Source organism: Streptomyces sp. NPDC007205, assembly GCF_040634095.1.
Classification (GTDB): Bacteria; Actinomycetota; Actinomycetes; order Streptomycetales; family Streptomycetaceae; genus Streptomyces.
In genome coordinates, this window is the sequence record NZ_JBEYEW010000005.1 from 334622 (window position 1) to 346937 (window position 12316).

Annotated in this window: 12 protein-coding genes and 1 pseudogene; 5 read left to right on the forward strand and 8 right to left on the reverse strand. The window is 73.3% G+C overall.

Annotated features, from left to right (window positions below):
- Nucleotides 1-29: 29 nt before the first annotated feature.
- Nucleotides 30-386: a helix-turn-helix domain-containing protein gene (locus tag ABZ624_RS12480; protein ID WP_360086006.1), complete on the forward strand. Its 357-nt coding sequence runs from the start codon at nucleotides 30-32 to the stop codon at nucleotides 384-386.
- Here ABZ624_RS12480 and ABZ624_RS12485 read toward each other — a convergent pair.
- Together ABZ624_RS12485 and ABZ624_RS12490 are read right to left on the reverse strand one after the other, a co-directional pair.
- Nucleotides 303-1712: a nucleobase:cation symporter-2 family protein gene (locus tag ABZ624_RS12485; RefSeq protein ID WP_360086009.1), complete on the reverse strand. Its 1410-nt coding sequence runs from the start codon at nucleotides 1710-1712 to the stop codon at nucleotides 303-305. The genes ABZ624_RS12480 and ABZ624_RS12485 overlap by 84 nt on opposite strands.
- Before the next feature lie 152 nt (nucleotides 1713-1864).
- On the reverse strand, nucleotides 1865-3199 hold the full coding sequence (locus ABZ624_RS12490) for an FAD-dependent oxidoreductase (protein ID WP_360086012.1): 1335 nt from the start codon (nucleotides 3197-3199) through the stop codon (nucleotides 1865-1867).
- A gap of 195 nt (nucleotides 3200-3394) precedes the next feature.
- Between ABZ624_RS12490 and ABZ624_RS12495 the strand changes: the two are divergent.
- Nucleotides 3395-3694: pseudogene (locus ABZ624_RS12495) on the forward strand (DUF6214 family protein); the annotation flags it as partial.
- Between the two features lie 240 nt (nucleotides 3695-3934).
- The gene (locus tag ABZ624_RS12500; RefSeq protein WP_360086069.1) at nucleotides 3935-4282 is read left to right on the forward strand and encodes a DUF6214 family protein; all 348 of its coding nucleotides are present in this window, start codon (nucleotides 3935-3937) and stop codon (nucleotides 4280-4282) included.
- A gap of 17 nt (nucleotides 4283-4299) precedes the next feature.
- Here the strand turns inward: ABZ624_RS12500 and ABZ624_RS12505 are convergent, their stop codons facing one another.
- From ABZ624_RS12505 to ABZ624_RS12525, 5 genes are all read right to left on the reverse strand, one after another.
- Nucleotides 4300-4977: a helix-turn-helix domain-containing protein gene (locus tag ABZ624_RS12505; protein ID WP_360086015.1), complete on the reverse strand. Its 678-nt coding sequence runs from the start codon at nucleotides 4975-4977 to the stop codon at nucleotides 4300-4302.
- A 275-nt stretch (nucleotides 4978-5252) separates the two neighbouring features.
- On the reverse strand, nucleotides 5253-5942 hold the full coding sequence (locus ABZ624_RS12510; protein ID WP_360086017.1) for an HAD-IA family hydrolase: 690 nt from the start codon (nucleotides 5940-5942) through the stop codon (nucleotides 5253-5255).
- Between the two features lie 10 nt (nucleotides 5943-5952).
- On the reverse strand, nucleotides 5953-6582 hold the full coding sequence (locus ABZ624_RS12515; RefSeq protein ID WP_360086072.1) for a phosphatase PAP2 family protein: 630 nt from the start codon (nucleotides 6580-6582) through the stop codon (nucleotides 5953-5955).
- Nucleotides 6583-6740: 158 nt separating this feature from the next.
- A complete protein-coding gene (locus ABZ624_RS12520) occupies nucleotides 6741-7676 on the reverse strand; it encodes a M56 family metallopeptidase (RefSeq protein WP_360086020.1) in 936 nt (311 codons plus the stop codon).
- A gap of 131 nt (nucleotides 7677-7807) precedes the next feature.
- Complete coding sequence (locus ABZ624_RS12525; RefSeq protein WP_360086023.1) at nucleotides 7808-8365, reverse strand: DUF5134 domain-containing protein; 558 nt, start codon at nucleotides 8363-8365, stop codon at nucleotides 7808-7810.
- Between the two features lie 184 nt (nucleotides 8366-8549).
- On the opposite strand from ABZ624_RS12525, the gene ABZ624_RS12530 reads away from it, so the two are divergent.
- Together ABZ624_RS12530 and ABZ624_RS12535 are read left to right on the forward strand one after the other, a co-directional pair.
- Entirely contained in the window at nucleotides 8550-10256 is a 1707-nt protein-coding gene (locus ABZ624_RS12530) for an FUSC family protein (RefSeq protein ID WP_360086026.1), read from the forward strand.
- A complete protein-coding gene (locus ABZ624_RS12535; RefSeq protein WP_360086029.1) occupies nucleotides 10253-10870 on the forward strand; it encodes a MarR family winged helix-turn-helix transcriptional regulator in 618 nt (205 codons plus the stop codon). Before ABZ624_RS12530 ends, ABZ624_RS12535 begins: the two co-directional genes overlap by 4 nt.
- Here ABZ624_RS12535 and ABZ624_RS12540 read toward each other — a convergent pair.
- Complete coding sequence (locus ABZ624_RS12540) at nucleotides 10867-11919, reverse strand: aldo/keto reductase (protein ID WP_360086032.1); 1053 nt, start codon at nucleotides 11917-11919, stop codon at nucleotides 10867-10869. The two genes, ABZ624_RS12535 and ABZ624_RS12540, sit on opposite strands and share 4 nt — an antisense overlap.
- Nucleotides 11920-12316: the final 397 nt, after the last annotated feature.

Below are 12316 nucleotides of genomic sequence, written 5' to 3' on the forward strand. Positions count from 1 at the left end.
GAGGAGTTCCGCGACGAAGGGCAGCCGCCGTGACCGACACCGCCACCACCGGCCGCGCACTGCCGCATCCGGAGCGCGACGAGATCCGGCTGGAGTCCGTGCTGCACGCCCTCTCCGACCCGATGCGGCTGCTGATCGTGCGCGAACTGGCCGCATCCGAGGCGGAGTTGACCTGCTCGCAGTTCGAGCTGCCGGTGACCAAGTCCACCACCACCCACCACTTCCGGGTGCTGCGCGAGAGCGGGGTCATCCGGCAGGTCTACCGGGGCACGGCCAAGATGAACGGCCTGCGCCGGGACGATCTAGACGGACTCTTCCCGGGATTGCTCGACAGCCTCCTGACGGCCGTCGACCGGCAGGCCGGCCGGCTCGGCGGGAGCGTCTGAACCCGCCCGCGCGGGAGGGGGGTTGACGGCTGGAAGGTGGTTGAAGAGCAGGTTCAGCACGATCGCGGACAGACAGCCCGCGCTGATCCCGCTGTTCATCACCGTCCGGAACCAGTCCGGGAACTTCGCGTAGACCGTCGGCACACCCACCGGCAGCATGCCGATCGCCACCGACACGGCGACCACGGTCAGACTGCTGTTGCCGCGGAAGTCCACCCGGGCCAGCGTCCGCAGCCCGCTCGCCGCGACCGTCCCGAACATCACCAGTCCGGCTCCGCCCAGTACCGGCGCAGGGACCGCCGCGACCACGGCTCCCAGCTTGGGCAGCAGGCCGAGCAGCACCAGGATCCCGCCGGCCGCCGCGACCACCCAGCGGCTGCGCACCCGGGTCATGCCGACCAGTCCCACGTTCTGCGCGTACGCCGTGTACGGGAAGGTGTTGAACACCCCGCCCAGCACGGTCGACAGACCGTCCGCCCGCAGCCCGTCGGACAGGGAACGCGGCTCGAGCGTCCGCCCGGTCAGTTCGCCGACCGCGACCAGGTCACCCGTCGTCTCGGTCATCGTCACCAAAGCCACCACCAGCATCGACACGATGGCGGACGTCTTGAACCGGGGTGCCCCGAAGTGGAACGGCGTGCTGATGCCCACCCAGTCGGCGTCCCCGACCCCGCTGAAGTCGGTGAAGTGGAAGGGCACGGCGACCGCGAGACCGACCGCGATGCCGATCAGTACGGCGGTCCGGCCGAGCGGGGCGGGCCCGAACCGCTGCACAGCCAGCACGACGAGCAGCACGAAGGCGGCCAGTGCCAGGTTCTTCGGCGCGCCGAAGTCCTTCGCGCCCGCGCCGCCGGCCGCCCAGCTGCCCGCGACCGGCAGCAGGGAGAGCCCGATGACCAGGATCACCGTGCCGGTCACCAGCGGCGGGAAGAAGCGCAACAGCGTACCGAAGACCGGCGCGAGCAGCATGATCGCAAGGCCCGCGACGATCACCGAACCGTAGATCGCGGGCAGCCCGCCGCCCGTCGTCCCGATGAGCACCATCGGCGACACGGCCGCGAACGTACAACCCTGCATGACCGGCAACCGGACGCCGAACCGCCACAGACCGACGCACTGGATCAGCGTGGCGATCCCGCACACCAGCAGGTCGGCGGTGATCAGATACGCCAGGTCCGCGGGTGACAGCTTCATCGCGCCGCCCACGATCAGCGGCACGGCGACGGCGCCGGCGTACATCGCGAGCACGTGCTGCAGCCCGAATGCGGCCAACTGCCGTACCGGTGGGATCTCGTCGACGGGGTGGACGTCCGCGGTCGTGGTCATGGGTGCTCCGTCAGCGGCGGGGGAGTGGCATCCGAACAGGACGAGACCGTAAGGGCCTTGAACAGTTTGTTGATTTCCGCTCTGTTGCCGGTGTGTGTCATGCCGCCAGGCCATGCCGCCAGGTCATGCCACCGGGCGACCGGGCCGTGGCGCTACGCCGACCGGGCCGCCGTCAGCAGCGCGTCCCAGTCGGCCAGCTTGACCACGCTCCGCCCCAGCCGCGCGCCCAGTGCGGCCTCGGCCTGCTCGATCGCCAGCCACCCCGCCCAGGGCACCGGTTCGATCCCGGCCGCGCGCAGCGCCGTCAGCGGATCCTCCGGCACCTGCTTGCCGAGCAGTGCGGGAGCGTCCGCGAGCAGGGACGTCACCGTCTCCTTGGCGCAGGGCCGGTTGGTGCCGATGACTCCCGTCGGGCCGCGCTTGATCCACCCGGCGACGTACTCGCCCGGGGAGGGGACACCGTCGCGTACGACGCGCCCCGCCACGTTCGGCACCGTGCCGCTCGCCGCGTCGAACGGCAGCCCGTCCAGCGGCACTCCGCGATAGCCCACCGAGCGCAGCACCAACTGGGCGGGCACGTCCTCGAACCGGCCGGTGCCCGTCACTCCGCCGTGCCCGTCCGGTGCCGTCCGCTCGAAGCGCACGGCGCCCACCCGGCCCCGGTCCGCGAGCAGTTCCACGGGGCGCAGGAAGAACCGCAGGCCGACGCGCCGGACGGCAGCGGCCGGGGGCCGGGCGGCCCAGTCGCGCAGCACCTCCAGATTGCGGCGCTGCACGGCGGCCAGTGCTGTCGGGTCGGCCGGATCCAGCGCCAAGTCGGCCCGGTCCACGGTGACTTCGGTGCCGGGCAGCGCGCCCAGCTCACGCAGCTCCTTGGTGGTGAAGCGAGCCTGTGCGGGGCCGCGCCGGCCCACCATGTGCACCTCGCTGATCCCGCTCGCCGCCAGCGCGTCCAGTGCCGCCTGCGGGATGTCCGTCGGGCGCAGCTCCGTGACACCCCGGACCAGCATCCGGGTCACGTCCACCGCCACATTGCCCACGCCGATGACGACGGCCGACCGCACTCCGCGCAGGAAGCCCGTGTCGGCCGCGTCCGGATGCGCGCTGTACCAGGCCACGAAGTCGGTCGCGGACCAGCTGCCCGGCAGTTCCTCGCCCGGGATCCCCAGCCGGCGGTCGGCGGCGGCGCCCACGCAGTACACCACCGCGTGATACGGCTCCCGCAACCGCTCCACCGGCAGCCCGCCCCGGCCGCCCACCCGGACCCCGCCGAGGAAGCGCACCCGCTCGTGCTCCAGCACCGTCCCGAGGCCGGCCTGCAGCGACTTGATCTTCTCGTGGTCCGGAGCGACACCGTAACGGACCAGGCCGTAGGGGCACGGCAACCGGTCCAGGACGTCCACGCACACTCCGGGGTCCCGCTGAACGAGACTCTGGGCGGTGTAGCACCCGCTCGGCCCTGAACCGACGACGGCGACACGCAGCACAGCGGTACTCCTTGCCCGAAGGAGGGGTGTGCGGACGGTTCCAGCATGGCATTCCCGGCCCCGCGGCGGCAGGGGCCGGGGGGGTGACGCCGACGCGTGTCCGTTCGTTATGGAATGCGATCATGCGGTTACGTTGCGTGTGTGCTAGAAGCATCCTTTCTTGATCTTTCTGATCGGAACGCGGAGGACGGCGCCGTGTCCGTGTGGCCCGCGTGGAAGGTGCGGGAGCACGGCGGCACGACGTCCTGGTACCAGGTCCTGCTGGCCTTCCCCGACGGCGCCCGCGTCGAGGTCCTGGCCGTCCTTCGCGACGGACGCGTCTCCATCGAGGACGTCAGCGCCCAGCCGGCCCTGTCTCTCACCGACCTGACGGTGCTCGCGCACTGGATCGAGGCGCCGCTGCTGGAGTCGTGCGGGGTGGCGGCGCCACGGTCGTACGAGGGCGGCGGCGACCGGCGGCCGGACGAGCGGCACGAACGGGAAGCCGCCGGCACGGGGCAGGAGCGGGGAGCCGCCGGGGCGGGACACGAACCGCAACCCGCCGGCGCGAAGGCCGTCCCGGCAGCCGTCGGCGCGGAGCCTGTCCCAGCGGCCGTCGGCGCGGAGACCGTCCCGCAACCCGCCGGCGCGGAGCCCGTCCCGGCAGCCGGCGGCATGGAGCACATCCCGTATGCCGCAGCCACGGAGCACGCACCGGAAGCCGTCGGCATGGAGCACGCACCGGAAGCCGTCGGCATGGAGCACGCACCGGAAGCCGTCGGCGTGGAGCAAGCCTGGAAAGCCGCAGCCGCGGCGCGCGAACCGCGAGCCGACACCAAGAAGGAGCGCGGACCAGCAGTCGACGGAAAGCTGGAGAACGCGCTGTGCTACGCGGGGCCGCGCCGCGCCCGGCCGGGCTGGCCGCGGGGCAACGAGGGCCGGCGGCTCGTCGCACAGAAGTACCGCGCTGCCCAGGAACAGGGCTCCGACCCGGTGCTCGCCGTGATGAGCGCGACCGGACACAGCCGTCGCCGCTCCCTCAGGCTGATCGCCCAGGCACGGGACGCGGGATACCTGACGCCACGCCATGTGCGCCGCCGCTGAGGGGCGTTGCCACCACCTCAGGACTGACCGGGACGGCTGGAACGCTCTTCCGTGGCGAAGAACCGGGACAGGTCCTGCTCCCGCGCCTCGCCGCCCGGCACCTTCTCCGGCGGCACCCCCGACTCCCAGTCGAGCCCGTACCGCTGGAACAGTTCGGCCCGTAGCGCGGGAACGGGCATCGGCACCCCCGGCACCAGCGCCGAGTACACCGCGCCCATCAACAGGGCCCGCAGCAGCGGATAGTCGGCGAAGACGTCCTCGGAGCCGTACCGGGCGACGGTGTCGCCGAGCAGCTCCGACAGCCGGCGCTGTTCCGGGCACTGCACGAAGCCCTCCGCCTGCAGCAGCCCCGCCATGTGCTGACGCATCAGCACCGGCCGGTCGCGGGCCAGCCCCAGAATCGCGTCGATGGCCCGGGCGAGCCGCTCCCGGCCGTCCTCGGTGCGTGGTTCCCGCTCCAGCGCCTCTTCCAGCGTGCGGTGCATCAGCCGGTGCACGGCGGACTGCACCAACTGGCGCTTGCCGGGGAAGTAGTACGACACCAGTCCGCGCGCCGACCCGGCCCGGTCCGCGATGTCGCCCAAGGTGGTCGCCTCATAGCCGCGCTCGTCGACCAGTTCCACGGCGGCCTGCAACAGCCGCTCCCGGGAACGTCGCCGCAACTCTTCATTGACCGAGGCGCTGCGCGGGGACATCCTGTAACTCCTGCGTTGACTGGCTGCCAGCCAACTATACTCATCGCAGGGGGCGTCGCCCTGCCCGGGCCGCCCTGTTCCAGGGCTGCCGTCCGTCTGGGGCGACGCGGGGGATCGTCTCAGGCGGACGGCGCGGAAGCGAGCCTTTTTCGCCCCGCTCCCAGCGCCTTCCGTCCGACGCTCAGACGACGCTCGGACACCGGCGCAGCCGCAGCGCCCACGCGATCCGGCCGAGGTCGCCAGGGCCGGCCCGGTTCGCCGACTGCCTCCGGGCCTCAACCCACCAGGCCGAGCACGGGAAGCAGCGCGTCGGGCCGGTCCGTCACCGACAGGTGGTCGACGAAGTGCACCCGGCAGCCGAGCGCGGTCGCGCCGCCGTCCGCCTCCTTGCTGTCACCGACCATCAGCACCTGCCGCGGATCGGCGCCCAGCGCCGCACAGGCGACGGAGAACAGCCGCGGGTCCGGCTTCTGCACGCCGTGCTCGTACGACAGCACATACGCGTCCACATACGGGTCCAGGCCGTGCTCGCGGAACACCGGCCGCAGGTCCCAGCCGACATTGCTGACCACGCCGACGCCGATCCCGCGCTCGTGCAGCGTGCGCAGCACCTCGGCGGCGTCCGGGTACGGGGCCCAGGCTGCGGGGGTCATGTGCCGTTCGTACAGCGCGTCGTGCAGCCCGGGGTCGGGCAGCGGCACCCGCCGGGACATGCCCGTGTAGGCGGCCCGGTGCAGCTCCGCGCTCTCGTCCCGCACCGCCCAGACCTCGGCCAGATCCTCCGGCAGCTCCACCGGGTCCGCGCCGCCCGCTAGGGCACCGGCCTCCTCCAAGGCCCTTGCGGCAGCCAGCAGTTCGGGCTGCGGCAGGGGGTGCCCCGTCTCGGCCAGCACCGCCCGCAGCCAGGACTCGGTGGACTCGACGCGGAACAGCGTCCCGGAGAAATCGAACAGCACGGCAGTCATGCGCCCGACCCTATCCGGGCCCGCCGACGGGCGTACCGGGGGAGTGGCGGCGGTCCGACCACTCGTGCACCACCACGGCCAGGATGACGAGCAACGCTCCGAACAGCCAGCCGCCGAGCACGTCGGAGGGCCAGTGGACGCCCAGCCACACCCGTGTGACACCCACGCCCACCACCGAGACCACGGCCGCACCCACGGCCGTACGCCACCGGCCACGGCCCGCGCCGAAGCGGCGCAGCAGCCACAGCAGCAGTCCGCAGACCACGGTGGCCGTCATGGCGTGGCCGGAGGGAAAGGCCGCGTAGTGGGCGGAGTCCACGGGGTCCGGCCACACCGGGCGCGGTCGGCCGACGGCGTCCTTGACCGTCTGCTGCACGACCCCCGCGACGGCCACGGTGGCCGCCAGCCACAGCGCCGTCCACCAGGCGGCGTACCGCCACACCAGCCACACCACGGCCACCGCGGCCACCAGGCGCATGGTCAGCGGGTCCCAGGCCCAGTCCGTCAGCACCCGGAAGACATGCGTGAGAACGTGGTCGCGGACCGCCCAGCGGTGGGTCGTACGGGAGATGTCGCCGTCCACGCCGAGCAGCGGGTGCCAGTGGATGACGACCAGAACCGACAGCAGCCCGCAGCACATGCCGAGGGCGGCCGCGAGGAGCGCGGCGGTGCGCAGGGTGTATGGGCGTGAGCGGAGACGGGGCGGGGCGGGGCTGTGGCGCATGCCGCGATCCTTGTCGATCGGGCGGCCCGTGGCCATCAACCGGCCGGCTCGTGCGGCGTAGCGTACGGCCGGGCTCAGCCGAGCGCCCGCAAGCCGGGAACCAGAGCCACCAGCACCGGGATCACCGGCACCAGCGCCGCGACCGCCGTCAGACGCAGCCGGCGCAGTGCGGGGAGCCGGTCCGGGGGAGTCAGCAGTCGGTGTACACGCTGCGGCACATGGGCCTGCGGGGTGGGGCAGGGCCCGAACACGCCCCGGTCCTCGTTGAGTTCGACCAGGGCCAGCGCGGTCGTCAGCCGGCCGAAGCGCCGGGAGGCCATGTCGTCGGCGGCGAGCTCGACTAGCCGGTGCATCTCGTCGCGGAACGCGGCGAACACCGGCACCTGCGGGAACCCGCCCGCCAGCGCGGCCGAGCAGTGCAGCAGCCAGTCGTGCCGGGCCTGCGCGTGGCCCTGCTCATGGGCGAGGAGCGCGTCCAGCCGGCGCCCCTTAAGGCGGCGCAGCGCGGCCGTCGTGACGACCAGCCGGGGTGCCGTACCGGGCAGCCACCAGGCGTCGGGCCGTTCGCCCTCCAACACCACCAGCCGGCCGCTCGCCGGCTCCTCGCCCGGCAACAGCGGGGCCCGCACGAGGAGTTCGGCCCGCCGTGCGCGGCGCCGGGCACGCGCCCGTACGACCTCGCGCACCAGCATCGCGAGGCTCCACAGGCCACCGGCGGCGAGCACAACGGCGGTGGGCGCCGCCCAGGGGCCGGCCGTGCCCAGGGCGTAGGCGTCCACGACGGTGCGCGGAGCCCGGGCGAACACCTGCCCGCGCACCGCCTGCCAGGCCGCCGACGCGCTGAGCGTCATCGACAGCAGACAGCACAGCAGCACGGCCGCCACGACGCACTGCCACACCCAGAGGGCGACGACCGGTTCGCGGTCCGGCCAGTCGGCCCGGGCGAGCAGCCGCGGGGCGACGACGGCGGTCAGGGCACCGAGCAGCAGCAGGGTCACGGGGACCATCATGGTCAGCACCCTATGAGCGCGGGGCCGCTCACGGGTACGGTCCGCGCCACCGAAGTGACGCAGACAACGCACCAGCGCCGGGCTCACATGGCTTACATGGCTCACCTGGCAACTTACCTGGCCCAACTGGCTCACATGGTGAGCAGCATCGCCACCATTCCGATCCCCATCGACAGCCGGCAGGCCCGCGCCAGCTCCGGCCGGTCGCCCCAGCCGGCCGGGCCGCCACCGGCCCCGGCCACCGCGACGGCGGCGGGCACCAGACGGGCGCCGGCGAGCAGGACGTACCCCGCGAAGTACGCGAGCAGCGCGCCGGTCAGCAAGGGCACCCCGGTGCCGCCGTGCGCGTGGTGCGCGCCGGGCGGGGCCGCGGCCATCGCCGCCGCCATGTAGACCATGGCGGCGGCGCCCACCAGATGGTGCAGATGATGCCGTGCGGCGCACGCCGTCCACAGCGCGCGCAGTGCCGCCGCGCCGAACACCCCTGCGTACACCGGCCACGCCCACCTCGGGGGCGTGAACACCGCCGCCGGTACGGCCATCACGGCCATGCCGAACCCCATGAGCGCCTCGCCGCCCGCGGCCCGGCGCTGCTCCTCGACACCGCTGCGCATCCGCAGCAGGCAGTAGGCGCCGGTCGCGGCGCACAGTGCGACCAGCAGCCACGCTGCCGGCACCGGTCCGTGCACACGCACCTCCCCGCTCGACGGTGGGTCGAGGATGCGATGCCCACGCCATGCGGAGCGCACGCGAGCGCAAGGGTGTACACGGGGAGCACTCACCGGAGCATGGCTGCTGAAGGAGCCGCGGGAGTGACCGGGACCGAGGCAGAGCAGAGAATTTTACTAGTAAAACACATGCTAAATTGATGGTATGAGCAGTGCGACCCTTCACCGACTCCCCCTCGCCGGAGTGCTCCGTCTCCAGCGGCCCTCCGACATCTGGTTCAAGCCCGCGCTGAGCGCGGTCGCCGCGGTCGCTCCGCCCAACCTGATCCTGCTGGCGCTCGGCCGCCTCGACCTCGCGATGTACACGATGGCCGGCTCGTTGTGCGCCCTGTACGGCCACAACCGGCCCTACGCGGCCCGCGCCCGCGTCCTCGCCCGGGTGGTGCTCGGCATGGTCGGCGGCCTCGCCGTCTCCCTGCTCGCCGCGTCGCTCACCTCCGATCCCTTCGTCCTGGTCACCGTCGGCGCCGTCCTGGCGGCCGTCCAGAAGACGGCGTGCGACGCCACCCGGCTCGGGCCGCCCGCGCATGTGGTCCTGACCTTCATCAGCTCCGCCTCGCTGTTCGCACCACAGACCCTCGGTCAGGTGCCGGCCCACCTCGGGCTCGCCCTGGCGGCAGGCGCCTGGGCCTGGCTGGTCGGCATGGCGCCCGGACTGCTCCGCCCGCACGGCCCCGAGCGCCGTGCCACCGCACGGGCCCTGAACGCCGCCGCCGGGTACGCCTACACGCGCGGCGCCGCCGACGGCCACGTCCGGGCCCGGGACGCGGCCGCCGCCGCGATCCACGCCGCCTGGCAGTCGCTGCTCGCCGCCGGCGCCCGGCCCGACCGCACCCGGCGCGCCCTGGAACGGCTCCTCGTCCGCGCCGAGGTCGCCCTCGCCGCCCCGGCCGACACCGACCCCGCACGGCTGCGCGCCTGGGCCCGCGCCCTGCGCGGCACCGGACGGATACCGCGCGTCGACTCCCCGGGCGAGTCCGCCGGTGAACCTCTCGGCGTGGACACCGGACTCGCCCTGCCCCGACCCGCGTTGCGGCACCGCCTGACCCCCCTCGCCCCGATCGCCGCGCGCACCGCGATCGGCTGCGCCCTCGCCGGCTACGCCTCTCTCGCGCTCGGGGTCGGCCGTCCCTACTGGGCCCTGGTCACCGCGGCCTCCCTCTACCAGGCCAACGTCACCCTCACCTTCAGCCGCGGCATCCAGCGTGTCGTCGGCAACGTCGTCGGCGTCCTGCTCTTCGCCGCGCTCGCCCCGCTCGCCCACCTCCACCCCGCCGCCCTGGTGCTGTGCACCCTGGCCCTGAACTTCGGCGCCGAGGCGCTGATCAGCCGCAACTACTGGCTGGGCAGCGTCTGTGTCACGCCCATGGCCCTGCTCGTCACCGAGTTCGCCCGCGCCCAGAACCCCGCCGAGCTGATCACCCAGCGGGTCGTCGACACCCTCTTCGGCACGCTGGTCGGCTGTGTCGCGGCCGTCGCCGTCACCAACCGGCGCGCGGGCGAGGGCCTCGACCACGCGCTGACGGCCGCGGAACGCGCCCGCGAGCACGCCGCCCGGCTGCTGGTCGAGCCGCACCCGGCACCCCGCGCCCTGGAGTCCGCGCGGCGTGCCCTCGCCGCAGCCCTCGTCGAGCTGCGCGCCACGGCCGACACCGCGTCCGGCGAGTGGTGGCAGCGCGCCCTGCCCGAGGAGCGGGTCGTGCTCGCCGCACGGTCCGGACACCGTACGCTCGCGGCGACGGTACGACGCCAGGGGCTCGTACCGCGGATCCAGGACCAGGACGAGAACCCGGGCCGGCACCAGGACCAGGGCCGAGCCCCGGGCAGGACGACGGAGGACATACGGCCATGACGGCGACGAACGGCGAACGGACACCGGCGGACGACGTGTCCGGCCCGGGCCCCGCCCCCGGCAGGCCCACGCCCGGGACCGCTCCCGGCGCGGGTACCGGCAGCGGCGCGGACACCGTCGGCCGCCGTGACACCGTCTCCGCCGTGGTCCGGCAGTGGCAGACCGTCCACCCCGAGCTGGACACCGGGCCCATGGAGGTCATCGGCCGGATCAACCGCTGTGCCGCGCTGCTGCAGCAGGCCGAGGACGCGCCGCTGCGCCGGGCCGGGCTCAGCCGTCCCGAGTTCGACCTGCTGGGGGCGTTGCGCCGCACCGGGCACGAGCTGACCCCGGGGGAGCTGGTCCGGGAGACCTTCTCCTCCGGGGCCGCCGTCACCAAGCGGCTCAAGCAGCTGACCGAACGGGGTCTGGTCGAGCGGCGCGGCGACACCCGCGACCGCCGCGTCGCCCACGTCCGCCTCACCGACACCGGCCGCGACCTCGTCGACGGCATCCTCCCGGAGCAACTCGCCTACGAAACCACCGTGTTGTCGGTGCTGGCCCCGCAGGATCAGGCCGAACTCGCAGGCCGGCTGGCCGAGTTGCTGAGCCGCCTGGAGGGGCACAAGGCCTAGAGCACGTCGTGCGCCGTACGCCGATACGTCGACCGGCGGTCCTGGATGTCCGGCCAGCGGTCGCCGTACACGTTGCGTGTGACGGGCCCCTCGCGCAGGAAGTCGTGCGGAAAGCCCAGCGGGACCGGGCTCACCTCGTCCAGCCGCTTCACCGTGTCCGCGTCCAGCCGTACCTCGGTGCTCGCGAGGTTGTCGGCCAGCTGCTCCGGCTTCGTGGCGGAGATGATCGGTACGACGTTCCCGGGCCGGCCCAGCAGCCAGGCGAGCGCCACCTGCGCCGGGCTCCAGCCGCCCTGCCCGGCGACGTCCAGGACCATGCTGATCACGTCCTCCTCCGCCGCCTTCGGCCGCTCTCCCAGCATGTCCAGCCGGCCCCGCTCCCCACGCCGGTACTTCCCGGTGAGCTTGCCCGCCGCCAGCGGTGCCCAGGCGAACACGGCGAGGTCGAACGCCCGCGCCTGCGGGAGCAGTTCACGCTCCGGGGTGCGTTCCAGCAGGCTGTAGCGCAGCTGCGAGCCCGCGAAAGGCGTCCAACCCCTGAGTTCCGCCAGGGTGTTGGCCTGGGCGATCTCCCAGGCCGGCCAGTCCGACACTCCCACGTAGAGCACCTTGCCGGCGCGCACGACGTCGTCCAGGGCGCGCATCACCTCCTCCACCGGCGTGAAGTTGTCCCGGGCGTGCACCCACAGCACGTCGAGCCGGTCGGTGCGCAGCCGGCGCAGGCTCTCCTCGACCGACTGCACCAGGTTCCTGCGGTGGTTGCCCGCGGCGTTGGGGTCGCCGTCATGGGTGCCGCAGGTGTACTTGCTCGCCAGCACGAACCGGTCGCGGCGCCCGGCCAGCAGTTCGCCGAGGATCCGCTCGGAACCGCCCGAGGCGTAGTTGTTCGCGGTGTCGACGAAGTTGCCGCCCGCGTCGGCGTACGCGTCGAGGATCCGGGCGCAGGTGTCGTTGTCGGCACCCCAGCCCGATTCCTCCCCGAAGGTCATCGTGCCGAGCGCCAGCTCGCTGACGCGCAGACCGGTCCGTCCGAACAGTGTGTACCGCACGTGTGCTTCCCTTTCCGGCAAGTGGTGCGTGCGACGCTATGAGCTGGAGCGCTCTCGAAGGCAAGAGCGCCGCTCAGCCCTCCTCACCGGCCCGGTGCACCGCGAACGCCGCGCCCTGCGGATCCCGCAGCACCGCGATGCGCGGGTACCGCGGGGTGAGCGCGGCGACCGCCGCGTCCCCCAGGTGCGCCACCGTGTATCCCCCGGCTCCTCGCGGCGGCTGTCCGGGACGCTCCCCACGTCCCGCGCAGGCGACAGGGCCTAGATGTATTGATCACGAGCGTTGTTAACGTGGGCCGGTGTTGATCGTGGCGAAGGCCCCCGTGTGTGGTGGAGGTGTCGAATCTTCACCGCACGGAGGCCTTCGTGTCCCACCGTAATGCCCGGCTGACCGTTC